General features: G+C 61.9%; 17 protein-coding genes. 13 read left to right on the top strand and 4 right to left on the bottom strand.

Annotated elements, in window-relative coordinates:
* Window positions 1–106 precede the first annotated feature (106 nt).
* The 4 genes from GC121_RS03525 to GC121_RS03510 all read left to right on the top strand — a co-directional run bounded on the left by GC121_RS03525 (window position 107) and on the right by GC121_RS03510 (window position 6,274).
* Window positions 107–1,117: a LacI family DNA-binding transcriptional regulator gene (locus GC121_RS03525; RefSeq protein WP_151972786.1), complete on the top strand. Its 1,011-nt coding sequence runs from the start codon at window positions 107–109 to the stop codon at window positions 1,115–1,117.
* Window positions 1,118–1,278: 161 nt separating this feature from the next.
* Window positions 1,279–3,819: a glycoside hydrolase family 3 protein gene (locus GC121_RS03520; protein ID WP_151972785.1), complete on the top strand. Its 2,541-nt coding sequence runs from the start codon at window positions 1,279–1,281 to the stop codon at window positions 3,817–3,819.
* On the top strand, window positions 3,810–5,273 hold the full coding sequence (locus GC121_RS03515; RefSeq protein ID WP_199857734.1) for a carboxylesterase/lipase family protein: 1,464 nt from the start codon (window positions 3,810–3,812) through the stop codon (window positions 5,271–5,273). Before GC121_RS03520 ends, GC121_RS03515 begins: the two co-directional genes overlap by 10 nt.
* Window positions 5,273–6,274, top strand: coding sequence for a glycoside hydrolase family 5 protein (locus tag GC121_RS03510; RefSeq protein ID WP_234421097.1), 1,002 nt, complete (start codon window positions 5,273–5,275; stop codon window positions 6,272–6,274). The genes GC121_RS03515 and GC121_RS03510 overlap by 1 nt, the downstream gene beginning before the upstream one ends.
* Here the strand turns inward: GC121_RS03510 and GC121_RS03505 are convergent.
* On the bottom strand, window positions 6,271–7,890 hold the full coding sequence (locus tag GC121_RS03505) for a glycoside hydrolase family 43 protein (RefSeq protein ID WP_199857733.1): 1,620 nt from the start codon (window positions 7,888–7,890) through the stop codon (window positions 6,271–6,273). The two genes, GC121_RS03510 and GC121_RS03505, sit on opposite strands and share 4 nt — an antisense overlap.
* Before the next feature lie 153 nt (window positions 7,891–8,043).
* Between GC121_RS03505 and GC121_RS03500 the strand changes: the two genes are divergently transcribed.
* Genes GC121_RS03500 through GC121_RS03475 form a run of 6 tightly spaced genes read left to right on the top strand, consistent with a single transcriptional unit; the run spans window position 8,044 to window position 15,036 of the window.
* A complete protein-coding gene (locus GC121_RS03500; protein ID WP_151972782.1) occupies window positions 8,044–9,165 on the top strand; it encodes a fumarylacetoacetate hydrolase family protein in 1,122 nt (373 codons plus the stop codon).
* Window positions 9,166–9,171: 6 nt separating this feature from the next.
* A complete protein-coding gene (locus GC121_RS03495; protein ID WP_151972781.1) occupies window positions 9,172–10,608 on the top strand; it encodes an aldehyde dehydrogenase family protein in 1,437 nt (478 codons plus the stop codon).
* A gap of 6 nt (window positions 10,609–10,614) precedes the next feature.
* Complete coding sequence (locus tag GC121_RS03490; protein WP_151972780.1) at window positions 10,615–11,400, top strand: SDR family NAD(P)-dependent oxidoreductase; 786 nt, start codon at window positions 10,615–10,617, stop codon at window positions 11,398–11,400.
* Window positions 11,391–12,275 carry an SMP-30/gluconolactonase/LRE family protein gene (locus GC121_RS03485; protein ID WP_151972779.1) on the top strand — a complete coding sequence of 295 codons (885 nt, stop codon included), beginning with the start codon at window positions 11,391–11,393 and terminating at the stop codon, window positions 12,273–12,275. The genes GC121_RS03490 and GC121_RS03485 overlap by 10 nt, the downstream gene beginning before the upstream one ends.
* Window positions 12,275–14,167: a sialate O-acetylesterase gene (locus GC121_RS03480; protein WP_151972778.1), complete on the top strand. Its 1,893-nt coding sequence runs from the start codon at window positions 12,275–12,277 to the stop codon at window positions 14,165–14,167. Before GC121_RS03485 ends, GC121_RS03480 begins: the two co-directional genes overlap by 1 nt.
* A complete protein-coding gene (locus GC121_RS03475) occupies window positions 14,164–15,036 on the top strand; it encodes an aldose 1-epimerase (RefSeq protein ID WP_151972777.1) in 873 nt (290 codons plus the stop codon). The genes GC121_RS03480 and GC121_RS03475 overlap by 4 nt, the downstream gene beginning before the upstream one ends.
* Window positions 15,037–15,086: 50 nt before the next feature.
* On the opposite strand, the gene GC121_RS03470 is transcribed toward GC121_RS03475, so the two are convergent.
* From GC121_RS03470 to GC121_RS03460, 3 genes are all read right to left on the bottom strand, one after another.
* A complete protein-coding gene (locus GC121_RS03470) occupies window positions 15,087–16,868 on the bottom strand; it encodes an IlvD/Edd family dehydratase (protein WP_151972776.1) in 1,782 nt (593 codons plus the stop codon).
* On the bottom strand, window positions 16,865–17,962 hold the full coding sequence (locus GC121_RS03465; protein WP_151972775.1) for a LacI family DNA-binding transcriptional regulator: 1,098 nt from the start codon (window positions 17,960–17,962) through the stop codon (window positions 16,865–16,867). The genes GC121_RS03470 and GC121_RS03465 overlap by 4 nt, the downstream gene beginning before the upstream one ends.
* A gap of 98 nt (window positions 17,963–18,060) precedes the next feature.
* Entirely contained in the window at window positions 18,061–20,166 is a 2,106-nt protein-coding gene (locus GC121_RS03460) for an alpha-glucuronidase (RefSeq protein ID WP_151972774.1), read from the bottom strand.
* A 46-nt stretch (window positions 20,167–20,212) separates the two neighbouring features.
* Between GC121_RS03460 and GC121_RS03455 the strand changes: the two genes are divergently transcribed.
* The 3 genes from GC121_RS03455 (at window position 20,213) to GC121_RS03445 (ending at window position 26,437) form a co-directional block, all read left to right on the top strand.
* Window positions 20,213–22,666: a glycoside hydrolase family 3 N-terminal domain-containing protein gene (locus GC121_RS03455; RefSeq protein WP_370513736.1), complete on the top strand. Its 2,454-nt coding sequence runs from the start codon at window positions 20,213–20,215 to the stop codon at window positions 22,664–22,666.
* Window positions 22,663–25,065, top strand: coding sequence for a glycoside hydrolase family 3 N-terminal domain-containing protein (locus tag GC121_RS03450; protein WP_151972773.1), 2,403 nt, complete (start codon window positions 22,663–22,665; stop codon window positions 25,063–25,065). Before GC121_RS03455 ends, GC121_RS03450 begins: the two co-directional genes overlap by 4 nt.
* 334 nt (window positions 25,066–25,399) lie before the next feature.
* Entirely contained in the window at window positions 25,400–26,437 is a 1,038-nt protein-coding gene (locus GC121_RS03445; RefSeq protein WP_234421096.1) for an endo-1,4-beta-xylanase, read from the top strand.

The following is a 26,437-nucleotide window of genomic DNA, read 5'->3' as shown; positions in this document are numbered from 1 at the left end:
CTTGCGCTTCGACCGATAGCAACAGGCAGTCTGACAACGAAGTCAGATTACAAAGGGAAGGGCTTGCCGTTCTTTTTGCAATGCAGCATGATACTGACGGGGCAAGATGAACCGGCGCGCTACGATCAAAGACATTGCCGAACAGGCAGGCGTTTCGGCGAAAACCGTGTCGCGTGTGATGAACGACGAACCCTACGTCCGCGATGATATCCGCGAGCGAGTGAAGCGCGTTGCCGCAGCACTGGATTACCATCCCAACCGCAATGCGCAGGGGCTGATTTCCAGCAGGACATTCCTGATCGGCTTGACCTATGAAAGGCCTAGTCCCAGCTATGTCGTCGATTTGCAGCGCGGTGCGCTCGAACGACTGGCGGGGGAGCGGTACCGCTTGGTCGTGTTGCCCTTTGCCGATGCGCGGGAAGACCCCGCCGGGCTGGTGGCGCTGTTGCGGTCGGCCATGGTCGATGGGGCTCTGCTGGCCCCGCCCAGCTGCGACATTCCCGAAGTGCTCGATGCGCTCGATAATAGCGGGATCCGCTATGCGCGGATAACGCCGGGCACCATGCTCGAACGCGGGAGTTGCGCGTTGCTGGACGAACGCGCTGCAGGGCGGGCCATTGCTGAACATCTGGTGCAGCTGGGCCATCGCCGGTTTGGGGTTATTCTCGGCCATCCGGGTCACGCCGCCACCAGTGCGCGGCTAGCAGGATATCGCGATGCGTTTGCAGCAGCGGGAATAGCGCCGGATGACATCAGGATCGAACGCGGCGACTTTACTTTTCATAGCGGCGAGGCTGCTGCGCACCGATTGTTGGCGCGCACAGATCGCCCCACCGCGATTCTGGCCCAAAACGATGATATGGGCGCTGCCGCGCTCAGCGTTGCGCGCGCTCTAGGCCTCGCCGTTCCTGATGCGGTGTCGATTGCCGGCTTCGACGATGCCGACATTGCCCGATTGTGCTGGCCCCAACTCACCACTGTGGAGCAGCCCGTTGCAGCTATCGCTGCCGACGCGACGGACCGCTTGCTCAAACAATTGGAGGGCGGTGAGCTCGCGGCGGCGATAACGCACCCTCACCGGGTGATCGTGCGCGGCTCCACCGGGCCAGCAGCCTGAAAGTCGGTGCTGCGCTACAAAGCAATCGGTTCGACCTTCTCATCGATACTTCCTGACGCCAGAGGATTGACGCTTCCAGCCAAATCTGACAGCGTTGTCACCATTGCTTTTCTGCCAATGATATCGTTACCATGGCGACATAAAAAAATGGGGAGTGGGTGATGCGGTACAGGGTCTTAATTTCGGCGCTGCCATTTTTCGCGCTGGCGGGTTGCGCCACTGTGCCGGAAGAGGTGGTATCGGTTGCCCCCGATCCGATTGCGATCACGACAAGTTCGGCAACGCCGGGGCCGGGCATCGCCAATCCCGAAATCTGGCCCGAATACGAATATCCCGTTCCAGTCGTCGCCGAGCACGAGGCACGCATAGATGCCTTGCTTGCGTCGATGACATTGGAGGAGAAAATCGGCCAGCTAATCCAGGCCGATCTGTGCTGTGTCACGCCCGACGAAGTGCGCCAGTATAATCTCGGATCGATTCTCGTCGGTGGCAATTCCGGCCCTAACGGCAATGATTTCTCGCCCGCTCCTGACTGGCTGGCTGCTGCCGACGCGTTTTACAACGCGTCGGTGGATCGCAGCGATGGCGGGGTCGGCATCCCTGTGGTGTGGGGCACCGATGCGGTGCATGGCCACTCCAACATTATCGGGGCGACCATCTTCCCGCACAATATCGGCCTTGGTGCGGCGCATAATCCTGCGCTGATCGAACAAATCGGCCAAGTGACCGCCCGCGAAATCCGTGTGACGGGGCAGGAATGGACCTTCGCGCCGACCGTCGCCGTGCCGCAGGATTTCCGCTGGGGCCGTGCCTATGAAGGTTATTCTTCCGATCCCGATCTGGTGGCGAGCTATGTCGGGGCGCTGCTGCAAGGGCTGCAAGGCGATCCGGATAATATGGACCTGCTGTCCGGCCCTTATGTCATCGCGTCTACCAAGCATTTCCTTGCCGATGGCGGCACGGACAACGGCGTCGACCAGGGTGACTCTTCGATTTCCGAGGAGGATCTGCGCGACATTCACGGCGTGCCGTATGGCCCGGCTGTAGAGGGCGGCGTCGCTACCGTGATGGCCAGCTTCTCCAGCTGGCAAGGCGTCAAAATGACGGGCAATTACTCGCTGCTCACCGAAGTGCTGAATGAGCGGATGGGCTTTGGCGGTTTCATTGTGTCCGATTGGAACGCGCACGGGCAAGTTGCTGGCTGCACCAATGAAAGCTGTCCGCAGGCGCTCCTGGCGGGGATCGATATGTATATGGCGCCCGATACGTGGCGCGACGTGTACAATGATCTGCTCGCCCGCGCACAATCCGGCGAATTGCCGATGGAACGTATCGACAGCGCCGTCGAGCGTATCTTGCGGGTGAAGCTCCGCCTTGGCTTGTTCGATCACGGCGCCCCGTCAACCCGGCCGCTGGCTGGCGAATATGAATTGCTCGGTTCGGCAGAACATCGTGCAGTGGCGCGCGATGCGGTGCGCCAATCGCTTGTGCTGCTGAAAAACCAGTCGACGCTACCGATTGCGGCGGGTGGGCATTTGCTGGTGACGGGCGATGGGTTCGACGATGTCGGCCGCCAGTCGGGCGGGTGGACGATTACCTGGCAAGGCACCGGCCTCAACAATGAGGACCACTTCCCCGGTGCAACCAGCCTTTGGGATGGGTTCCGTGAAGCGATGGAAGCGGGCGGCGGATCGGCAGAGATGTCCGCCGACGGCAGCTTTGGCCAGCGTCCTGACGTGGCTGTCGTGGTGTTCGGCGAAACCCCCTACGCGGAATTTCAGGGCGACCGCGCGACCTTGCAACTCGACCAGAACCTTACCGGACCGTGGCAGACGATGCGCGATTTGCAGGCACAAGGTATTCCCGTCGTCGCGTTGATGATTACCGGCCGCCCGCTTTACGTGAATCCGGCTCTGAACGCCTCGGACGCGTTCGTCGTCGCTTGGCTGCCGGGCAGCGAGGGTGGGGGCGTGGCCGATGTGCTGGTGGGCGATGCAGCGGGCAATCCGCGCTACCCGTTCACCGGACGCCTGCCTACCGCGTGGCCGCTGACCGCGCGGATGGAATACGGTGCTCTTTTCGAGTTCGGCGAGGGGCTCACCTATGAAACGCCGGACACGGCGTGGACTCCGTTGCCCGAAGAAACGGGTGTCGCGGCTGGGGGAGACGAGCGGACGTGGTTCTTGGCCGGCGTTCCAGCCGCCAGCTGGTCTTTGCATGTGACTGATCCGGCACAGCCTTCTAGCCAAACCCGGATTACCACGGTGCCTGCCGAAATCTTGGGCGGTCGGGTGGAGATCACTGCGGTCAACCATGTTGTGCAGGAAGGCGCGCGGCAATTCACGCTGTCAGGTGATACCACAACGCACATCACGGTGGGGATACAGGAAGCGGTTGATCTCAGCCGCGAGACCAATGCCGATATCTTGCTGCTGTTCACGATGAACGTTGGCGATTTGCCCGAAAATGCGGTGATCGGAATGCGCGATGTGACAGGCAATCTCGCCACCAGCGCGTTCAACGTGACCGAGGGGCAAGGCTTTGTCCGCTATGGCATCCCGCTCAAGTGCTTCCGCGACAAGGGGGCAGACATGACGCGGATTCCAACGCCATTCCTCTTCGGCGGTACGGGCGCTGGCGAGGTGGCACTGGCAGAAGTGCGATTGGGCATGGACGCCGAGGTGATCCTCCCTTGCGACTGAGCGCTTTCGCGGCAGCGGCATCGCTTGCGCTGACGGCGTGGGCGTCGCCGCTTGCCGCGCAGGATGGGCCGCAAGTGGCTGTCCCGGGCGGCGTTGTGGAAGGGGCCGCAACTGGCGACAGCTACGTTTTTCGCGGCATCCCTTTTGCTGCGTCGCCGCTCGGCGATTTGCGTTGGCGCGCGCCGCAGCCGGTTGTCGATTGGGAGGGCGTGCGCGACGCAACGCAAACAGCTGCGCCGTGCCCGCAATATTCCGAAGGTTGGAACCAACAGCAGGCGGATAGCTGGAGCGAAGATTGCCTGACGCTCGATATCCGCACGCCGTCGCTGGACGGCGCGCGCCCGGTCATGGTGTGGATCCATGGCGGTTCCAACCGCTCGGGCGGATCGGGAGGCCCTGCAGATAGCGACCTGACGCGCCAGGGCGTTGTCGTGGTGGGCATCCAGTATCGGCTCGGCGTGCTAGGCTTTATGGCGCATCCCGAATTGACGGCAGAGCAGGGCGGGGCGAGCGGCAATTACGGCCTGATGGATCAAATCGCCGCGCTGCGCTGGGTGCGGGACAATATCCATCTCTTCGGCGGCGATCCTGCGCAGGTGACGATCTTCGGCGAAAGTGCTGGCTCACAAGATGTTTCGCTGATGCTGTCGGCTCCCGCTGCGCAGGGCCTGTTCGATGCGGCGATCCTGCAAAGCGGCACCCCCGGTTTCGGGCAGGATTTTCGCACGCTTGCGCAGGCGGAAGCCGCTGGCGCAATGCTCGGAAGTGTTGCTGAATTGCGGGCCATGCCGGTGCAGCAGATTGTTGATCTGACGCAGCGTTACGAAACGGACAGCGGAACCGCGATAACGCCCTTCCTCACCACTGTCATCGATGGGCGCGTGCTTCCCGCCGCGCCCGATGTGTTGCTTGCCGCGCGGGAGCCGCTGCCGGTGATCATCGGGACGGACCGCGTGGAGTTCACCGCGCCCGACAACGCTGCCGAACCGACAGTGCGGCAATTTCACGGGGCAAATGCCGAGGCTCTGCTGGCGATCTATGCCAACGAAACGGTTGACCCGAGACGCGGAGGCGTTGGCACGCGGGCGCTTTCCGATGCGCTTTTCCATTGCCCGGCAGATCGGCTTGCCGATTTGCTGGTGAGCCATGACTGGCCCGTTTGGCGATACGAATTCGATATTGGCGAGAATGGCGGGCTCACCCGCCATGCTTATGAAATCGGTTGGGTGTTCGAGCGACTGCCCGTGGGGTCAGAGGCCTTCATGCAGGACTATTGGGCGGCGCTCGCTGTATCGGGTGACCCCAACGGCGTGACAGGCATTGGCTCGCCGCGTCCGTTCTGGGAGCCTTGGCGCGTTGATGCTGCACGCCAATTGCTGATCGCGCAGGATCGAACCGAAATGGAAGAAGGCCGTCCCCGCGCCGCAGTGTGCGCTTTGCAGGAGAATCTTTGATGCGAACTGTGACCTTTGCCGCCATGTCCCTCGCGCTTGCCTTTCCTAGCCAGCCGGCTTTCGCACAGGCCGAGCCGCTGCCGGTGGGGACCTGCATCAATCTTGGCAATCACCTCGAATCCCCGCAGGAAAACGACTGGGGCTCGCACGTGTTGGGGCCAGCGGACTTCGCCCGCATCCGCGCTGCCGGGTTTGAAACAGTGCGCTTGCCCGTGCGCTGGGCCAACAAGACCGGCGGCGGGCCGGATTACACCATCGATCCTGCATGGATGGCGCGGGTGACAGAACTGGTCGACGCTGCCTTGGCCGCTGATCTCAACGTCATCATGAACAGCCACAATTTTGAAGAGCTGCACGCCGATCCCGATGCCAATGCGGCAAAGCTGGCGGCGATGTGGCGGCAGATTGCAGCGCATTTTGCCGACCGTTCAGACCGCCTGTGGTTCGAGCCGGAGAATGAGCCGCACGATGCTTTCACCAATGACAATCTGGTGCGCATCATGGCCCCGACGCTCGCTGCGATCCGCGAAACCAACCCGACCCGTCCGGTAATCTTTGGCGGCGGCAACTGGAGCGGGATCGATTCGCTCGCGACGCTCGATCTGCCCGATGACCCGAATGTGCATCCCACATTCCACTATTACGCCCCGTTCGATTTCACGCATCAGGGCGCGACATGGGCCGGGCCGGTGCCCGAAGCCAATACGCGGCCTTACGGCACCTCTGCCGATGCAGCCACGCTGCAAGCTGATGTGGACAAGCTACGTGCGTATATCGCCCGCACGGGGATGACGCCGTTCATGGGCGAGACGGGCGCGTTTGACGGCGGCGTATCGCTCGATCAACGGATCGCGTATCACACCGCAGTGCGCGAGGCCTTCGGTCCGACAGGTGTCGGCATGTGCGCCTGGGCCTATGCCAACACCTTTCCGTTCTGGGACAGCCAGAGCGAGACCTGGCTGCCCGGCCTCAGAGCCGCGTTTGGGTTGCCCGAGGACTAATCCCCGCCGCGCACCGCATATGGCCCGGCAACCACGCCGGTAAACAGATTGCTGCGCACCGAGGCCATGTGGGTCACATCCACATCCTCGGCCAGCATCTGCCAGCGGCCTCCCGGTGTGCGCCAGGCAAAATCTGCCGTGCCCTCGTCAAAAGCAATCCGCAGTTCGGCCGTGTATCCGCTGAAGGGCTGCGCTGCGGCAACTTCTCCGCCTGCCGGATCAGTGGCGGAATCGCGATTGAGCAGCGCAATCGTGCGGCCCTCTCCGGTCCCGCGAATGCCGAGGGCGACAAAGGCTGTTTCACTTGCCACCGCGGCCAGCCCGGCAAAATCGCCCTCAGCGCCCGGCGTGAACGATACGCGCGCTGTGTAGCTCGCCGTGTGATGGCGAAGGCGCTGCCCGGCAAAGACGGGCATAGTACGATCACCGAGCGTCGCTGCCGAAGGGATGAGATGCAGCGCACCATCGGCGATCATTCGGTCCTGCACTGGGTTGATGCCGCGAATGCGCAGCCATCCGTGGCCAAGCGTGCCATCGTTGAAATCCTCCCGCCATACGCTCCAATCGGTGCCCGCAGAAGGCGAAAGGTTGGGGCGCGGTGCCGTCATGGGAACGGGTTCGCCTTGGTCCAGGAAAATCGGCCATCCATCGCGCCATTCCACCGGTAAGAGGAACGTCTCGCGGCCCATGAGCGTATCCTGCCGCGCGAAGGGCCGGGTGGCGAGGAACACGCCCCACCAGCTGCCATCGTCAAGCTGCACGAAATCGGCATGGCCTGTCGCCTCCACCCGGTCGGGACGATCCGCAGGCAAATCGCGCTGGGTGAGGATGGGATTGACCGGCCCCGGCGCATAAGGCCCGGTGACATTTCGGCTGCGGTAAATCGTTTGCGAATGCTGGTCAGCCGTGCCGCCCTCTGCAGCGAGCAGGTAATACCAGCCATCGACTTTGTAGATATGCGGCCCCTCCGCCCAGATGGGATTGGTGCTCGGATCAAATCCGCCATCGACCAGCAGGATCGGCTCTCCAAGCAATTGGTTGCTGGCCAAATCAAACTCGCGGATCCAGATTGCCCGGTGGCCTTCATATCGCGGTTCGACAGCAGGCGCGTCGTTATAGGTAATCCAGCCGCGTCCGTCCTCATCGACATAGAGCGAGGGATCGATCCCGCCGAAATCGAGCAGCACCGGATCAGACCACGACCCCGCCGGATCGGCCGCCGTCAGCAGAAAATTCCCTTCGCAACGCACGCATGTGTTGAGAATGTAGAACGTCCCGTCGTGATAGGTAATCGCCGGAGCATACAGCCCGTCACCTGTTAACGAGAGGTCGGCGAAATCCACCATGCCGCTGCGGTCCACAGCATTGCCGATCTGCGTCCAGTTCACCAGATCGCGGCTGTGCAGCACGGGCAGGCCGGGAAACCAGCTGAAGGTGGAAGTGACCATATAAAAATCATCGCCGACTTTTACGATCGATGGGTCGGGATGGAACCCGGGAAGCACCGGATTGGCGTAGGAATCGGAAGCGGCGGTTTGCGATTCGCCCGCATATTCCACAAAGTCGAAGCGCGCGGCAGACTGCGCGGCAGCAGGTGCGGCAAGGATCCTGGTCACGCTTACGGATAGAGTAAGTGCTGCAATCCCGCATCTCAGTACAGATTTGAAACTTTTCATTCGCAACTTCCTTCTCCCATTAAGGCACCTCTTGCTCTGTGCCCGCTTGGGTCATATGGTAGCGCTATCACAGGAGAGGGCAAGATACCGGCTATGGCCGACTCACTACAATCGCTGTTGCCGGCTGATTTTGCCGGCGGGAATTTTATTGGCCGGGCGCTTTCGCCGGAGGGCCCCTGCGTCATTGCCATTCGTGCTGGCGAAATATTCGACATCACAGGTGTCACCGCCAGCGTCGCGGGCGCCGTGGCGGACCGCGCTTTCGAGGGCGGTGTCTCGCTTGGCATGGTGGCGGATGGATTGCCTGCGGATTGGACCTTGCTTTCGCCCATTGATTTGCAAGCAATCAAGGCGTCGGGCGTCACCTTCGCGATTTCCGCCATCGAGCGGGTGATTGAAGAGCGCGCCCGCGGCGATGCGAGCAAGGCGGCGGAAATCCGCGCTATGCTGGAAGAGAAGGTCGGCGCGATCCGCGATGTTGTGCCCGGCAGCGATGATGCTGCGCGCTTGAAGGACTTGCTGATCGAGCAAGGCATGTGGTCGCAATATCTGGAAGTGGCGATCGGCCCAGATGCGGAGATCTTTTCGAAAGCACCTGTGCTGTCCTCGGTTGGTGCCGCCGCGCCGATTGGCGTGCGCTCGGATTCGACTTGGAACAATCCGGAGCCGGAGGTTGTGGTGGTTTGCGATGCCCATGGCGAAGTCATCGGCGCGATGCTGGGCAATGATGTTAACCTGCGCGACTTTGAAGGGCGCAGCGCGCTCCTCCTTTCGAAAGCGAAAGACAACACGGCATCCTGCGCGCTTGGCCCTTTCATCCGCCTGTTCGACGATGGTTTCACCATTGACGATGTGCGCACTGCCAATGTCGATCTGCGCATCGACGGACCGGAAGGCTACGTGCTCGAAGGCACCAATGATATGCGGCAAATCAGCCGTGATCCGCTCGATCTGGTCGCCCAGTGCCTGTCGGAACACCATTATCCTGACGGCTTCGTGCTGTTTTGCGGAACCCTGTTTGCGCCAGTGCAGGATCGCGATTTGCCGGGCGCCGGGTTTACCCACAAGGTCGGTGATGTCGTGACGATTTCGTCTACGCGCCTTGGCACGCTTTCGAACACCGTAACGACATCCCGCGATGCACCTGCCTGGACGATGGGCATCCGCGAATTTGCACGCAACCTCGCCGCGCGCGGGTTAATCGACAGGATCTGATCTGCCATGACGACTACTCTTTCGCACTATATCGGCGGTGCCTTCACCGGTGCAGGCGATGCCTTGGAAAGCCGCAATCCTTCGGACACCAGCGATATTGTCGCGCGCTTTCCGCAAGGCGATACGGCAACGGTCGACGCTGCTGTTGCGGCTGCTGCCGGGGCGCAAAAGGCTTGGGCTGATGCCAGCCCGGAAGTGCGCGCGGACTTGCTCGAAAAGATCGCACAGGCGCTTTTCGCCCGTTCTGTCGAAGTTGGTGAACTGCTCGCCCGCGAAGAAGGCAAGCTGCGCGGTGAGGGCATTGGCGAGACGCTGCGCGCCGCCCGCATCTTTCGCTATTTTGCCGGAGAGGCGCTTCGCCGCCACGGGCTGACGCTGGAATCGACGCGGCCAGGCCTCGATGTAGCGACGCACCGCGAAGCGATTGGCCCTGTTGGCCTCATCACGCCGTGGAACTTTCCGATTGCTATTCCCGCATGGAAAGCCGCTCCTGCGCTGGCCTTCGGCAATACGGTCGTGCTGGCTCCATCGAACGAGACGCCAGCGATGGCGCATGTGCTGGCGGAGATCATTCACGAAGCGGGGATGCCTGCTGGCGTGTTCAATATGGTGCTGGGCGGCGGTGAAGCTGGGGCTGCGCTGGTGAACCATAGTGACATTGCCGCGATCAGCTTTACCGGAAGCCAGGGCACGGGTGCCAAGGTGCTGCAAGGCGCAACGGCCACGCACAAGCGGGTCCAGCTGGAAATGGGCGGTAAGAACCCGTTGGTGGTTTGCGCTGATGCTGACTTGGATAAGGCCGTGGCGATAGCCGCAGACGGCGGCTTCTTCCAGACGGGCCAGCGATGCACCGCTTCGAGCCGCGTCATCGTCGAAGCGGCCATTCACGATGCGTTTGTCGAGAAGCTCGCAGCAAAGGCGCGCAGCTTGAAGGTCGGCGGTGCACTTGATGAAGGCACCCAAGTTGGCCCGGCCAATTCACAACGGCAGCTTGAACAAAACTTTCGTTATGTCGGCATTGCCTGCGAAGAGGGCGGTCGACTGGCTACAGGCGCGACGGAACCCGATACCGACGCGTCTGGCTATTTCATGCAGCCGACCGTGATTGCGGACACGGCGCCCGATATGCGCATCAACAATGAAGAGGTGTTCGGTCCCGTCGTTTCCACAGTACGTGTGGCGGATTACGACGAAGCGCTGGATGTTGCCAATCGCGGCAATTTCGGCCTTTCGGCAGGGATCGTCACCACCAACCTCGCCAAGGCGCGGGATTTCCGCAAGAATGTGCGTGCAGGCATGGTGATGATCAATCTGCCCACGGCAGGTGTCGACTACCATGTGCCGTTTGGCGGCACGCGGGGATCCAGCTATGGCCCGCGTGAACAGGGTTTTGCTGCCGTCGATTTCTATACACAGATCAAAACAGTTTACACGGGAGACTGAGGGAACATGAGTGGAGGGGAGCTGCGGCCCGAAGGGTCGAGCGCAATCTATCCATCGCTGGCGGGACGCAAAGTCATCGTCAGCGGCGGAGGTTCGGGTATCGGCGAAGGTATTGTTGAAGGCTTCGTGCGTCAGGGGAGCGCCGTGGCCTTTGTTGACGTGCAAGAAGCGCCAAGCGAAGAGCTGGTCGCACGCTTGGAAACTGCCGCGATCCCGCCGCATTTTGTCCATTGCGACATCACCGATTGTGACGATTACGGCCACAAGATCGGCAAGCTGATCGAGCGGCTGGGCGGCTGCGATATCCTCATTAACAATGCCGCCAGCGATGATCGCCACAAAGTGGAAGACGTGACGTCCGCGTATTGGGATGAGCGGATGGCGGTCAATCTGAAGCACCAGTTTTTCGCCGCCAAAGCGGTTATTCCAGCGATGAAAGCCGCCGGTGGCGGCAGCATTATCAATCTGGGATCGATCAGCTGGCATCTCGGGCTGGAAGATTTGACGATTTACCAGACCGCGAAGGCCGCGATTGAAGGCCTCACGCGCAGTCTGGCGCGCGAATTCGGGCGGGATAACATCCGCGTCAACACGATCATTCCCGGCAATGTGCAAACCCCGCGACAGATGCGGTGGTACACGCCCGAAGGCGAGGCTGAGATCGTTGCCGCACAATGCCTCGACGGGCGCATTCTGCCGGTCGATATCGCCGCCATGGCAATGTGGCTGGCTTCCGACGACGCGCGCTATTGCACTGCACACAATTATTGGGTGGATGCAGGATGGAGATAAACCCGCAGGTCACAACGCTGCTCCGCGCGGAAACGCGCTTGGGCGAAGGCGTGTTCTGGGATGCCGCGCGCGAAGTTGTGTGGTTTGTCGACATTAAGGGGCATTTCCTGTGGCATTACGATCCGGAAACGGGCGGAAACGTCCGTAGCGAAGCGCCCGGCCAGATCGGCTGGGGCCTGCCGACCGAGGATGGCTTGCTGCTTTGTGGTTTGCAGGACGGGCTCTACACTTTTGATCCGCAAGCGCAGACGTTTACCCGGCTAATGGCCGTTCCGGGCGAACCGACAGGCAACCGGCTTAACGATGCTTGCACCGATCCGTGGGGCCGCGTTTGGTTCGGCTCGATGGACGATAGCGAAAGCTCCGCATCGGGACGGTTCTATATGTTCGACCGGGGCGAAGTCCGCCCAGCTGGCCCATCCGGCATTGCGATTACCAACGGGCCTGCTGTGAGCGCGCAGGGTGATCGCATCTATTTCACTGACACGACCGCGCAGAAAATCATGGTGGCAGACTTGAGCACTTCTGGCGTGGGCGAAGCGAGGCCTTTCGTCGATACGGGCGCATTGTTCCCTGATGCTTATCCCGATGGCCCGATTGTCGATGCCGAGGATCATGTGTGGACGGGCCTTTACCTGGGCGCACGGGTCGCCCGCTTCAGCCCCGATGGCGCACTGGTGGGAACGTGGGCCATGCCTGCGCGCGACATTACCAAGATGGCGCTGGGCGGCCCCGATCTGCGCACCGCCTACGTTACAACGGCGACCAAGAACATGGAACCGGAGGATTATGCAGCCTATCCCGAAGCAGGCAGCCTCTTGTCTTTCGAAGCACCTGTCGCAGGGGTGCCGCAAGCACAGGTGAAGCTGGGCTGATGCGGCGCACTTTCGCCATCACCATCGCGACGGCTCTCGCCGCACTAGCAACTCCCGCCGCCGCACAAGTAGCGTTATCCCCGGTGTGGAGCGATGGCGTGGTCATCCAGCGGGACCGCGCTATCACCGTGCAAGGCTATAGCGAAGCGGGTGGCACGATCTCCGCAGTGCTGGGGAATGACCGGGCAACCGTGCAGACCGGAGCGGACGGCACCTTTGTGTTGCGCTTTCCAGCACGCGAGGCAAGCGCGCAGCCGCTGACACTCGAAGTGCGGGAAGCGGGCGGTTCCGTTGTGGTGAACGATATCGTCGTTGGTGATGTCTATTTGTGTTCGGGCCAGTCCAATATGGCCTTCACCGTCGCCGCGGGACTCAACGGCTACAACAACATTCAGGCTAGCAATGATCCGTTGCTGCGCATGCTGACAGTGCCGCTCGATACCGCGCCTGTCCCTGAGCGTGAGTTTTCTGGTCCGGTTGAATGGCAGTCTGCCGCCCCGGACACGACCGGCGGCTTTTCCGCCGCCTGCTATTACATGCTGCGTGACCTGCGGACCGCCCTCGATATTCCGGTGGGGGCCATTCACTCAAGCTGGGGCGGATCGCAAATCCGCGCTTGGCTCAGCCCCGAAGGCGGCGCTGCGCTGTACGGCGAAGAGCAGATGCGAGTGCTTTCAGGATTTAGCGCAGACCCGCAGGCGGCCGTTGCCGCTTTCGCGCCGCAGTGGGAAGCGTGGTATAGCGATGCCAGTGGCGGATCGGAGCCTTGGAGCAATCCTGACAGCCTCACATGGGCACCAGTGCCTGCCATCGGCCCTTTCACCGCTTGGGATGCCAATGTGCCTGCGGTTGGCACTGTTTGGTTCCGCCGGACGGTGCATATGACGGCAGCGCAAGCAGAGGCGGGCGGCAGACTCAATATCGGCATTATCGACGATCTTGATGCGACATGGGTAAACGGACACCCGGTCGGGATCAGCCATGGCTGGAGCACTGAACGGGACTATGCCGTTCCTGCTCATTTCCTGCACGAAGGCGCAAACGAGATCATCTTTGCGGCCAGCAACAGCTGGGGGCAGGGCGGGATGCAAAGCAGCGCGGACCGGCTCTCGCTGACCGTCGGGAGCGAGCGGCTGCCACTGGGCGACGGCTGGCGTTACGCGGTCAGCCCCGTCACGCAATCGCCGCCGCGCACGCCGTGGGATGCCAATGCCGGTATCGGCGTCATGCACAACCGGATGATCGCGCCCATTGGCGCGTTCCCGCTGGCGGGTGCCGCGTGGTATCAGGGCGAAAGCGATGTCGGCATCCCCGGCTACGGTGATCGCCTGCGCGAATTGTTTGCCGGATGGCGTGAGCAATTCGGTGGGCATCTTCGCGTTATGGTTGTTCAGCTGGCCAATTACGGCATGCCCTCATCAGCGCCGGTGGCGAGCGGCTGGGCCGATCTTCGCGAAATCCAGCGTCAGGCTGCGCTGGCTGATCCCAATGCAGCGCTCGTCACGGCCATCGATCTTGGCGAATGGAGCGATATCCACCCCACGAACAAAGTGCTGCTCGGCGAGCGCTTGGCAATGGCAGCTTTAGGCGATGCTCAGCCTGCTCCTGTCTCCGCCCAGATAGCTGATGGCCTTGTGCGGATTACGTTCCATGGTGTGGAGGGCGGACTGGAAAGCTGGAGCGGACCAGCGCTCGCATTCGAGCTTTGCGGCGACACGCAAGCAGCCTGCCGCTTTGCCTCTGGGCGTGCTCATGGGACTTTTGTGGATCTTCCGCTTGACGGCGCGCCGGTCACGCGCATCCGCCACGGCTGGGCCGATGCCCCCGTGGTCAACGTGCACGACGGGCGCGGCATCGCCATCCCCGGCTTTGAAATCGCGGTGACCGAATGAGCGTTTTGCTGCACGCCGATGGATGGGAACTGGAACTGCTCCCGGAAATCGGCGGAGCGATTGGCGCGCTGCGACGCGGCGATGTGGAAATTCTGCGGACGGTGCCGGCGGGGTCGACCAACCCGTTGGATGCCGGGTGTTTCCCGCTCGTCCCCTATTGCAACCGGATAGCGGATGCGCGGTTTGTGTGGGACGGGATAGCGGTGGATCTGCCGCACAATTTCTTGCCCGAAACGAGCAGCCTCCACGGCCTCGGCTGGCAAATGCCATGGAGCGTTACCGAGCAGGCCGATGCGCGTTGCACGTTGATGCACGAACATATGACGACCACGCCTGCGCCATCGGGCGCCGGTGCCTCGGGCTGGCCTTGGGCTTACAGCGCGCGGCAGACATTCCGGCTTGGCGCACGCGGGCTGAAAATGTGGCTCGACGTGACCAACCTGTCACCCTTGCCTATGCCCGCAGGGCTGGGTCTTCACCCTTATTTCCGGAGGCGACCGGAAACGCAGGTGCGCTTTGTCAGCCACGGGATGGTGGACGTTGATGACCGGCTGATCCCGACTGGTGAGATCATGCCCGCTGCACGTTTTGCAGATTGGCGCGGTGGTGCGAGCCCGCCCGACCAATTGGTTGATCACTGCTTCACAGGGTGGGATGGCGCTGTGGAGATCACTGATGATCTCGGCGCCATCACTCTGCAAGCAAGCGGGGCGCCGCTGCTGCATGTCTATTCCCCGGCAGACGGCTCTGCGCTGTGCTGTGAGCCTGTGAGCCACCTGCCCGATGCGCTGAACCAGTCCCCGCGCGGCATGATCGCTCTGCCACCGGGCTGCACTGCCTCGCTGGAAATGCAGATTTCGGCTAGCTAAAGCTCGGAGCCTGAACCTGGCCCGGTATAAACCGCGCCAGGCCAAAGGCATTAGTGGTTGTGGCGCGGGATGCGACGGCTGGTGCCGCGATACTTCAGCGCGAATTCCATCACCCCGCCTTCGCCCAATTGCCCGGTCTTTTCGCGGAACAGCTCTTCCCACGGGGTGTTGTGTTCGGGGATCGGGGGCGCGGGCTCCTCAGCCTTGCGCCGTGCGATTTCTTCTTCGCTCACCAAGGCGTCGCACGTGCGCGCATTGAGATCAACGCGGATGATGTCGCCGGTCTTCAGCCAAGCCAGTCCGCCGCCTACCGCGCTTTCCGGAGACACATTAAGGATCGAGGGGCTGTCACTCGTACCCGATTGCCGCCCGTCGCCCAGCGTGGGCAGCCACTGCTTGCCTTCGCGGATCAACTTTTCCGGCGGTTGCATGTTCACGACTTCGGCACTGCCCGGCCAACCGATTGTGCCAGAACCACGGATGACGAGAATGCAATCTTCGTCAATCGCCAGTTCCGGATCGTCGATGCGATGATGATAATCGTCCGAACCATCAAACACGATGGCGCGCGCCTCGAAAATGCCCTCCTGACCGGGATGCGAGAGATAGCGGGCGCGGAATTCCTCGGAAATCACCGAAGTCTTCATGATCGCGAAATCGAACAGATTGCCCGACAAGACAAGGAACCCGGCCCGTTCACGCAGAGGCTTGTCGAACGCAAAGATCATCTCGCGATCATTGGCTTCGCGGCCCTGCAGATTTTCCGCCATCGTCTTGCCGGTACAAGTGACGACATCGCCGTTGAGCTTACCAGCGTTCAGCAATTCCCACATTGCGGCAGGGACCCCGCCTGCGCGGTGGAACCGCTCACCCAAATATTCCCCGGCAGGCTGCATGTTAACGAGCAGCGGGAGATCGTATCCATGCTCCTGCCAAACGTCGCTTTCCAGCTCGACACCTGCGTGGCGCGCCATCGCGACGATGTGCGGCTGCGCGTTTGAGGATCCACCGATCACGCTGTTGGTGGCGATAGCGTTGAGGAAAGCTTCGCGCGTAAGAATGTCCGAGGGCTTCAGGTCTTCCAGCACCATTTCCACAATGCGTCGCCCGGTGCGGTAGGCCATTTGGCCGCGCTCGCGGTACGGGGCGGGGATGGCGGCGCAACCGGTCAGCGACAGGCCGAGCGCCTCAGCCATGGCGTTCATGGTGCTTGCCGTACCCATCGAATTGCAATGCCCGGCAGACGGGGCACTGCCCGTGGCGCGGCGGAGGAATTCGGCTTCGTCGATTTCGCCAGCGGCAAGTTTGCGCCGGCTGCGCCAGATAACCGTCCCGCTGCCCACCAGTTCGCCATTGTGCCAGCCATCAAGCATCGGGCCGCCGGACAGTACGATGGCGGGAATATCGACGGTGGAGGCTGCCATGATCTGGCTGGGCGTGGTCTTGTCGCACCCCGTGGTCAGCACGACGCCATCAAGGGGATACCCGTTGAGCAGTTCGACCAGCCCGAGATAGAGCAGATTGCGGTCGAGCGCGGCAGTCGGGCGGCGGCAATTTTCGAAGATGGGGTGAACGGGGAATTCAATCGGAATGCCGCCCGCATCGCGGATGCCGTCGCGCGCACGCTTGGCGAGATCGAGATGGATGCGGTTACATGGAGAAAGATCGCTGCCCGATTGTGCGATGCCGATGATCGGCTTGCCGCTCTGCAATTCCTCTGGTGTGACGCCGTAATTCATGAACCGCTCCAGATAGAGCGCAGTCATGTCCATCCTTTCGGCGTTGGCAAACCAGTCGCGGCTTCGCAGTGTGCGGGGGGCGCTTTCGGTCACGGTCTTACTTCGTCCTTTCGAGAGGCGAGGCTGGGTGCAGCATCGGATTCGCGCCGCACCAGCGCATATGGCATGAACTTGTTTTCGGCTTCGATCCGCGTGCCATTGCGTTTCGTGCGGACGAGCCGTGCGGCAGTCTCCACGGCCCAAGCGGTCATTTCGCGGATCGGTTGGCGGATGGTCGTGAGTTCTGGCCAGATCGAACGCGCGAGGTCGGTGTCGTCAAACCCGCAGACAGTGATATCGCTGGGCACATCGAGATGACGCCGGTGGGCCACGGCGACGGTGGCCGCCGCCATATCGTCGTTCGACGCGAAAATGGCTGTCGGCGGCACCGCAGCAGACAGCATGCGTTCGGCAGCGTCCATCCCGCTGCGATAGGTAAAGCGGCCCTGCACTACCAGTTTCTCGTCAATGGCGAGGCCCGCATCGGTCATGGCCTGCCGGTATCCGTTCAAGCGCCGGGCTGCGGCGACCTGTTCGGGATTACCGATGATGAAGCCGATGCGCTGGTGGCCGAGCCCGATGATGTGGCTCGTCATGTCATAAGCAGCTTGATAGTCGTCGATCAGTACCGCCGCGCCGGTGCCGCTGGCGAAACCCGGCCCAACCGCCACTGCGATCCCGCCTTCGTTCGTTATCAGGTCCAGCACATCCTGACTGTCGCACAGCGGCGGTGGCAGGACGAAGGCGCGGATTCCGGCATCGAGCAGCTTGCGGATCAGCTTCTTGCCGTCTTTTCCGTGATCGTCGGGTTGATCGCCGAGGCCTTGGACGATCAACTGTGCGTCTATGCGCCCCGCTTCTTCCAGTGCGCCGACTAGGAATTCGGCGAGATAGGAGCTGGACGGGTTGTCGAACAGCAGAGCAATCCGCAACTGCTCCCCGCCCGCCAGGCTCCGTGCAGCGCGGTTGGGGCGGTAATTGAGTTTGCCGATCGCTTCCAGGACGGCCTCTCGCGTGTCACGGCGTACGCTATCCTCGTTATTGATCACCCGGCTGACCGTCATCGGTGAACAATTCGCCGCGCGCGCGACATCGGCAATTGTCGGCTGCCCGGATTGCCGCCGGTTTGGCTTGCGTACGCCCGTCATGTGAAGAAGCCCTCCATTTTGAGGGCCTTCTGGCGTGGTGCGCGGGGTGGAGCAAGTTTTTTGCCCAAGCTCGCCCGAGATGTCGTCTCCGTTGTCGATCATGTGTCGCCCGGTGCCTCGGGGAAAGTGAGCGACTGGTAGTGCTCCAGCGAGTGGGCAGGCGCGCTGCTGCCTTCAGGCAAAGGCAGGCCGTTGATCGATTGCCAGTAAGCGATGCTGGCATCGCGCCACCACCGCGCTTCGGCCTGCTGGATAGCGAGATACTCGCTTACGTCGCGGTAGCGCCGGGCATCAATCTGGCCTTCGAGGCTGGCCCAACGCGCCGCCATGCTGTCTACAGTGCTTACGCCGTGGTCATATCGGTAGACGAGTTCGTCCCAAAGCGGGCGGCCAGACTGCGTCGTGTGTTGCCAACTCACCCGGTGGAACCAGAGCAGATAATCGTCAGAAATCGTGGCCGGGTCCTGCCAACGCGCAGCCACTTGACCAGCGTATTGCGCCAATTGATCCGATCCGGTTGCGGTCCGGTCGAACCCGATGCCTTCCGCGTCGGCGCGGTGATAATAGCACGGGTTCCATTCCGGCCGGGCAAGGTCGCAAACCCATAGCGCGGGACCGTAATGATGGCCTGTTCCCATCAGATGCGCGAGGCCGAGCGGGGTCATGTAATCCACCACGGCCTGCCGGCTATCCATCATGATCGATTCAATGGTGTCCAGTGTGGCGGGTTCGCGGCTCCACGTTTGCGCCGCCCACTCGCGGGCGATGTCCGCGCTGGAGAGTGTGGGATCCCACGCGAGCCGTCCGAAAGCATACCAGTTGGCCTGATCGAAATGGCTGCCCGACCAGTTGCGGTCGCTTCCGGTATTGGCAACGCCAGCCATACCAGCAGGAGCGATGACTTGCGCAACCGTGCCGTCGCGACCCGTATCGCTTTGCAGCACTTCCTCCCACATGGGCGCAAGGTAAGCGAGGTGGGTGGCAAAGCCGAGATATTCCTTGGTGATTTGTGCTTCCAGCATCAGCCGCGTGTTGGGCATTGCGCCAAACATCGGGTGGAACGGCTCACGCGGTTGGAAATCGATCGGCCCGTTTTTGACCTGCACGATGACATTATCGGCAAATTGCCCGTCTAGCGGGACGAATTCGGCGTAGGCCTGTGCGGCGCGGTCGGTGTCGTCCTCCGCCGAATACACGAAAGCGCGCCAGATCACTGTGCCCCGCCCACCCAGCGCCTCGGCCAGCATATTCGCGCCGTCTGCATGGCTGCGGCCATAATCCTGCGGGCCCGGCTGGCCTTCGCTATTGGCTTTGACCAGGAACCCGCCGAAATCGGGGATCGCGGCGTAAATTTCGTCCGCTTTCGCCTGCCACCACGCACGCACCGCCGGTTCGAGCGGGTCTGCCGTATCCAGCCTGCCGATATCGCGCGGGGCGGAAAAGCGGGCGGATAGATATACCCTGATACCATAGGGCCGCCAAGCATCCGCCAGCCGTGCCAGCCGCTCAATATAGCGCGGTTCGAGCATTTCCGCGCGGGCGTTAACATTGTTGACGACGACAGCATTGATGCCGATGCTGGCATTCGCGCGGGCGTAGTCGATCATCCGCTGATCGAGATGGCCGGGCAAACGCCACCAATCGAAAATCGAGCGCCCGGCGTAGCCGCGCTCGACATGGCCATCGGGATTGTCCCAATGATTGAGCATGCGCAGCGGCATTGCGGGGGCCGATGCGAGGTTCAGCGTAAGCGGGTCCTCGCCTTGCGCGAGTGCCCGAAGCAGCGCGAAGGCGCCGTAAAGGCACCCGATTGGTTCGGAAGCCCAGATTCCGATACCCTGCGCTGAATCGCGCGCATATGGCTGCACGGCGTAGTGCCCGCTCGGCCCCGGCAAATCGCTGTCACATTGCAGGACAATCGGCGTGCCGTCTGCCGGGATTTCTTCCGGCGCGTTCTGCAAGCCTGCCAGCCCTCGCTCTAGCTCGTTTAGGGCCAATTCGACGGTGGGATCGCTCGCATCGCTGTCGCTCGCCACGGGGTGCAGATCAAGCCGCCTGAGACGTTCCAAGGCTTCGCCATCAAGCGGAGCGTAACGAAGCCACAGATCGTAGCCGTCCTGCGCTCTAAGCACAGATGGCACCGCAAGCGCAGTCAACGCCAAAATCGCGCCACACAGGCAATTGACAATCCTGCTCCCTCTCATCATGGTAGCGCTATCACAACGGGCTGCACAGTCAAGGAGGCAGCCGATGGGAGAGGGAATTATGAAGGGTCGCATCTCGACCGCGCTGCTGCTCGCAGGCGCTGCTTTCACGACGATCATGGGCCCGCTGGCACCGAGTGCTGCCGCGCAGGCGTTCACCGAACAGGAAGTCGCCGCGATGGACCGGCCCATGGCGGATGCTCCTTATTGGGATGCGTCGCTGCCCGTTGAGGCGCGCGTCGAAGATCTGCTTTCGCGGATGACGATGGAAGAAAAGCTGGCGCAAATGATCAGCACGTGGACCAACAAAGGCGAAATCCAGAACGAGGAGAATTTCTTCGATCCGTCGCTTGCCAGCGAGCGCTATCCGGACGGGCTTGGCTTTTTCACCCGTCCTGCCGATGTCGGTGGACCGGGAAGCCCGCGCGTGACCCCATTCCGTTCGATTGAGGAGAGCGTTGCCTATATCAATGCGGTGCAGCGTTGGGCGCGCGAAGATACGCGGCTCGGCATTCCGGTGATGGCGCATGAGGAGTCGCTGCACGGGCTGGCGGCGCTGGATGCGACCAGCTTTCCGCAGGCCATTGGCCTTGCATCCACCTGGAACCCCGATCTGGTGCGCGAGGTAAATGATCTGATCGCAGGCGAAACCCGCGCGCGCGGGATCTTCCAAGTCCTCTCGCCCGTGGTTGATGTGGCCCGAGACCCGCGCTGGGGCCGGATCGAAGAGACTTTTGGCGAGGACCCGTTCCTCGTGGGCGAGATGGGCGTCGCGGCGGTAGAAGGCTTGCAAGGCGTCGGCAATGATCGCCGGCTGGGAGAAGGCCAGGTTATGGCCACGCTCAAGCATATGACGGGCCATGGCCAGCCCGAAAGCGGCACCAATGTCGGCCCGGCGCAGATTTCCGAGCGGACCTTGCGCGAAGCGTTCTTCCCGCCCTTTCTGGAAGTGATCCGCCGCACCGGAATCGATGCGGTGATGGCGAGCTATAACGAGATTGACGGCATTCCCAGCCATTCCAATGTCTGGCTGCTGGACGATGTTCTGCGGCAGGAATGGGGGTATCAGGGCACGGTCGTTTCCGATTACTTCGCCATTGAGGAGATGGTCACCCGCCATCGGTTGGCCGCGGATAATGCGGGTGCGGCGGAATTCGCCATCAACGCCGGGGTGGACATCGATTTCCCCGATGGCGCAGGCTTTACCAATCTGGCGGCGCTGCTTGCCGATGGCAGCATAACCGAAGCGCAAATCGATGCCGCTGTCCGGCGCATTCTGACCATGAAATTCAATGCCGGCCTGTTTGAAGCTCCGTTCGTGACCGATCTGGCAGCGGCGCAAGCTTCCAACGGCCCCGAAGGCGTGGCACTGGCCCGCCGCGCTGCAGAAGAATCGCTGATCCTCCTGCAAAATGACGGCACCTTGCCGCTCGCTCTCCCTGCGGCCAGTCCACAGGGCTCGGCCGACCGTCCGACCATCGCGGTGATCGGACCCAACGCCGCCGTTGCCCGGCTGGGCGGCTATTATGGCATACCCCGCGCTACTGTGTCCCCGTTGGAGGGCATTCAGGCTTTGGTGGGGGACCGAGCCGAGGTCATCTATTCCGAGGGCGTGCGGATTACGGTCAATGATGACTGGTGGGAAGACGAAGTCGTGCTCGCAGACCCCGAAGAAAACCGCCGCATGATTGCAGCAGCGGTTGAAGCGGCGCGGGGCGCGGATACGATCGTGCTGTTTATCGGTGATACCGAACAGACCAGCCGTGAGGGCTGGGCCGAGACGCATCTTGGGGACCGCACAAGCCTCGATCTGGTGGGCGAGCAGAACGAACTTGTCGCTGCGTTGGCCGATCTTGGCATCCCGCTGGTTACCGTGCTCGTCAACGGTCGTCCGCCAAGCTACCCGCTCGTGGCGGAACGCTCTAACGCCGTCCTCGAAACGTGGTACGCTGGCGAACAGCAAGGCAATGCCATTGCCGATGCGCTGTTTGGGATCGTCAATCCGGGTGGCAAGCTCCCGGTAACGGTGGCGCGCGACGTGGGACAGGTGCCCGTCTTCTACAATCACAAGCCGAGCGCGCGGCGCGGCTATCTGTTTGCCGAAGTCAGCCCGCTTTATCCGTTTGGACACGGCCTGAGCTATACCACCTTCGAATTTGGCGCACCTATCCTGTTAGACACGACAATTGCTCCGGGTGAGGGTGTGACTGTCCGGGTGCCGGTGACCAATACCGGCGATCGGGAGGGGGATGAGGTCGTACAGGTATATCTGCGCGACGTTGTCAGCTCTGTAACCCGCCCGGTGAAGGAACTGGTCGGGTTCGAGCGTGTAACGATTGCGCCCGGCGAAACGGCGACGGTCGATATCACGATCCGGCCCGAGGCATTCATGCTCTGGAACCGTGATATGCAATTCGTGGCCGAACCGGGCGAATTCACCATCATGGTTGGCCCCAATTCGGTGGATCTGACCGAAGTTTCGCTGGAACTTGCCGAATGAACAGGCGCGCCGCCCTCAAATTGCTTGGGGGCGGCAGCCTCTCAGCGCTCGCTATCGCGCATGCGCCGCTGGCGTTCGCACAGGAAACGGGGCCGATCTACAAGGATGCCGCCGCCCCCATCCCGGCGCGCGTTGCTGATCTCATGGCGCGAATGACGCTGGCCGAAAAGGTGCAGCAATTGCGCACTGCCTGGCAGGGCAAAGGCGACATGATCGATGATCTGTCGTTTAACCCCACCAAGGCCAGCGACGCGTTTCCCGACGGGATCGGCCATGTCACGCGCCCCAGCGACAAGCGCGGCGTTCCGGGGATTACGGGCGCGGCGGGCGGCACGGCAGCGCGTTGGCGCACGCCCGAACAGACGGTCGAATTTATCAACGCGCTGCAACGCTGGGCGTTGGAAGATACGCGGCTGGGCATTCCGGTTCTCGTGCACGAGGAATCGCTGCACGGCTATATGGCGACCGAAGCCACAATGTTCCCGCAAGCCATCGCCTTGGCGGGCACGTTTGACACCGATCTGATGCGCCGTGTGCAATCGCAAATCGCGCTAGAAGTGCGCGCACGGGGTGTGCCGTTGGTGCTGAGCCCGGTGGTCGATATCGTGCGCGATCCGCGCTGGGGCCGGATCGAGGAAACGTGGGGAGAAGATCCCTATCTCTGCGGCGAAATGGGCGTCGCCGCAGTCGAAGGCTTGCAAGGACCGGGGAAGTTTGAACGGCTGGCAGATGGCAAAGTCTTTGCGACGCTCAAGCATATGACCGGCCACGGGCAACCGGAAGCGGGCAATAATATCAGCCCGGCACAGATCAGCGAACGGGAATTGCGCGAGAACTTCTTTCCGCCGTTCCGCGAAGTCGTCCGTCGCACCAGCATTGGCGCGGTCATGCCGAGCTATAACGAGATTGACGGTGTTCCAAGCCACGCGAGCACTTGGCTGCTCGGCGATGTGTTGCGCGGCGAGTGGGGCTTTGATGGTGTGATCGTCAGCGATTATGGCGGCGTGCACGAGCTGGCAACGCTGCACCGCGTGGCGAACGATCTCGAAGACGCCGCGCATCAGGCGCTGCTCGCCGGGGTCGATAGCGAGCTGCCCGAAGGCCTCGCCTATGCGACCCTTGTCGAAGCGGTGGAAGCCGGGCGGATTCCGCTCGAACTGGTCGACATATCCTGCGCGCGGATGCTGGAATTCAAGTTCCGTGCTGGCCTGTTCGAAAACCCTTATGGTGATAGCGCGCAAGCGCGCGCCGTTACCGGGAATGCCGAAGCACGCGCGCTGGCGCTGGAAGCGGCGCGCAAGGGCATGTGCCTGCTCACCAACAAGGACGGCACCTTGCCGCTCGACCCCGCACGCATGGGCCGCGTGGCGGTGATCGGGCCGAACCATGCGATTGCCCGGCTGGGCGGGTATTCCAGCGTCCCACAACAAGCGATCAGCCTGATCGAAGGGCTGCGGCAAATTGCGCCCGATGCCGATTACGTCACCGCGCAGGGCGTGTTCATCACCACCAGCGAAAACCGCTCGCAAAGCGACGTGCGCCTTGCGCCGCGGGACGAGAACCTGCGTTTGATCGCGGAAGCTGCACAGGTGGCACGCACAGCGAATACCGTGGTGCTGGCCATTGGCGATACGGAACAGACCAGCCGCGAAGGCTTTGCCACCACGCATCTTGGCGACCGCACCGATATCGACATTGTCGGCGAGCAGAACGAGTTGGTAGACACGATTGCCGCGGTCTGCCGCGAGACCGGGGCCAAGTTGATTGTCTGTGCGATCAATGGATGCCCGCCAAGCTGGCCTGCTGTTGTCGAGCAAGCGGATGCCGTCTTAGAATGCTGGTATCCGGGGCAGGAGGGCGGCATTGCGATGGCCGAAACCTTGCTCGGCCGCAACAATCCGGGGGCAAGACTTCCCGTCACGGTGGCGCGCAACGAAGGCCAGGTTCCGATCTATTACAACCAGAAGCCGACGGCGCGTCGCGGCTATCTGTTCGACCGGGCGGACCCGCTTTTCCACTTCGGCCACGGGCTCAGCTACACGGTTTTTGATATTGCCAACCCGGTTTTGAGCGCCGCCACGGTTTCCGCTGATCAAGCGGTGGAGGTAGAGGCGCGGGTCACCAATACTGGCATCATGGCAGGCGACGAAGTGGTGCAGCTGTATATCCAGCGCCAGCACGTTTCGGTGACGCAGCCTGTCCTGCGGCTCAAGGATTTTGCCCGTATCACTTTGCAGCCGGGCGAGAGCCGGGTTGTGCGCTTCACGCTGACGCCGGAAAAGCTCGCTTTCTATAACCGCGCTATGGAAGAAGTGAACGAGCCCGGCGTCGTGACGGTTTTCGTGGGCGCGTCGTCACATCGCGATGCGCTCAAGCACGCGGAATTCACTGTTTTATGAGCACTGCGAAGATCAGCGCTAGCGCCAATGATGCGATTGGCATGGGCGATTTGTGTCCTGCTGTTCGTAGGGCGCTCGCTGCACAGGATTGGCAATCGCAAGGGCATGGCCATCGCCATTGCGCTGCGGAGCCTTGCCGCGTGCAAAACCATTGCCGCTGCTTCTGAAATGGAACCATACTGATATGAAATTTGTAGATCGCTGGACCCGCAGGCAGGCCTTGGCCGGATTTGCTGCATTTGGTGCAGGCGCGTGCTCCGGGCTTGATACGGGAGGGATTTCATCCGTTGCAGCGCCACCAGCGGTATCGACACCGCTTCCTTCATTAACAGAATTGGCGGTTCGATCAGGCCGCAGGTTCGGCAGCGCCATTGGCTGGAACGGCCGCTCTACAAATTCGGGTGCGATTCAGAACCCTGCCTATGCGTCGATTGTTGCGGGCGAGAGCGCGGTTATCGTTGCCGAGAACGAGATGAAGTGGCAGGCGCTGCGTCCCGCACCCGACACCTATGATTTCTCCCGTTTCGACGCCATTGTCGATTGGGCGCAGGCGAATGGACAGGATGTGCGCGGGCACACTCTGCTCTGGCACCGGCCGCGCTGGTTTCCCGAATGGCTCAACAATTACGATTTCGGCGCGAACCCTGTGCAAGAGGCGGAGCGGATGCTGGTCGATCACATTCGCGCCGTCACAGGCCGCTACCGCGGCGTCATCACCAGCTATGACGTGGTGAATGAAGCGATCGATCATGATCGCAACACCACCATCGAAACCAGCATGAGCCGCGCTATGGGAAGCCCGGAAGCTGTGTTGGATCTGGCGTTCCACACCGCGCGCGAACAGCTACCAGACGCGCAGCTTGTCTATAACGACTATATGAGCTGGGAGCCCGCCCACCGCGCACATTGCCGCGATGTCCTGCGATTGCTCGAAGGGTTCCGTGCGCGCGGTGTGCCAGTAGACGCCCTCGGCATCCAATCGCATATCGAAATGTTCGAGATTGATCCCGCTACCGGGCTCGGCCCCTATGCGGAGGCTGAATGGCGGCAGTTCCTCGATGAAGTGGTGGCGATGGGTTACGACCTCGTCATCACCGAGTTCGACGTGAAAGACAAAGCGCTGTCGTCCGATATTGCGATCCGGGATGCGGCGGTGGCGGATTTCACCAAGCGCTATTTCGAGATTATGCTCGAATATGAGCAGCTCGGCGATATTCTGGCGTGGGGGATGGTCGATCCCTTCAGTTGGCTGCAGGGGTTCGCACCGCGTGACGACGGGCTGGAAGTCCGTTGCTGTCCCTACGATGCGGACTATCGCGCCAAGCCCCTGCGCACGGCTCTTGCCGAAGTGTTTGCGCAGGCCGCGTCCTGA

It is taken from the genome of Erythrobacter sp. EC-HK427 (assembly GCF_902498745.1).
GTDB lineage: Bacteria > Pseudomonadota > Alphaproteobacteria > Sphingomonadales > Sphingomonadaceae > Alteraurantiacibacter.
The sequence above is the reverse complement of the archived record's forward strand: the minus strand, read 5'-3'. Positions and strand labels throughout refer to the sequence as shown.

Excerpts from the sequence above, each read along its gene's own strand:
- GC121_RS03525 (WP_151972786.1), top strand. The coding sequence starts at position 107 with ATGAACCGGCGCGCTACGATCAAAGACATTGCCGAACAGGCAGGCGTT.
- GC121_RS03520 (WP_151972785.1), top strand. The coding sequence starts at position 1,279 with ATGCGGTACAGGGTCTTAATTTCGGCGCTGCCATTTTTCGCGCTGGCG.
- GC121_RS03510 (WP_234421097.1), top strand. The coding sequence starts at position 5,273 with ATGCGAACTGTGACCTTTGCCGCCATGTCCCTCGCGCTTGCCTTTCCT.
- GC121_RS03500 (WP_151972782.1), top strand. The coding sequence starts at position 8,044 with ATGGCCGACTCACTACAATCGCTGTTGCCGGCTGATTTTGCCGGCGGG.
- GC121_RS03495 (WP_151972781.1), top strand. The coding sequence starts at position 9,172 with ATGACGACTACTCTTTCGCACTATATCGGCGGTGCCTTCACCGGTGCA.
- GC121_RS03490 (WP_151972780.1), top strand. The coding sequence starts at position 10,615 with ATGAGTGGAGGGGAGCTGCGGCCCGAAGGGTCGAGCGCAATCTATCCA.
- GC121_RS03485 (WP_151972779.1), top strand. The coding sequence starts at position 11,391 with ATGGAGATAAACCCGCAGGTCACAACGCTGCTCCGCGCGGAAACGCGC.
- GC121_RS03480 (WP_151972778.1), top strand. The coding sequence starts at position 12,275 with ATGCGGCGCACTTTCGCCATCACCATCGCGACGGCTCTCGCCGCACTA.
- GC121_RS03475 (WP_151972777.1), top strand. The coding sequence starts at position 14,164 with ATGAGCGTTTTGCTGCACGCCGATGGATGGGAACTGGAACTGCTCCCG.
- GC121_RS03465 (WP_151972775.1), bottom strand. The coding sequence starts at position 17,962 with ATGACGGGCGTACGCAAGCCAAACCGGCGGCAATCCGGGCAGCCGACA.
- GC121_RS03460 (WP_151972774.1), bottom strand. The coding sequence starts at position 20,166 with ATGAGAGGGAGCAGGATTGTCAATTGCCTGTGTGGCGCGATTTTGGCG.
- GC121_RS03455 (WP_370513736.1), top strand. The coding sequence starts at position 20,213 with ATGGGAGAGGGAATTATGAAGGGTCGCATCTCGACCGCGCTGCTGCTC.
- GC121_RS03450 (WP_151972773.1), top strand. The coding sequence starts at position 22,663 with ATGAACAGGCGCGCCGCCCTCAAATTGCTTGGGGGCGGCAGCCTCTCA.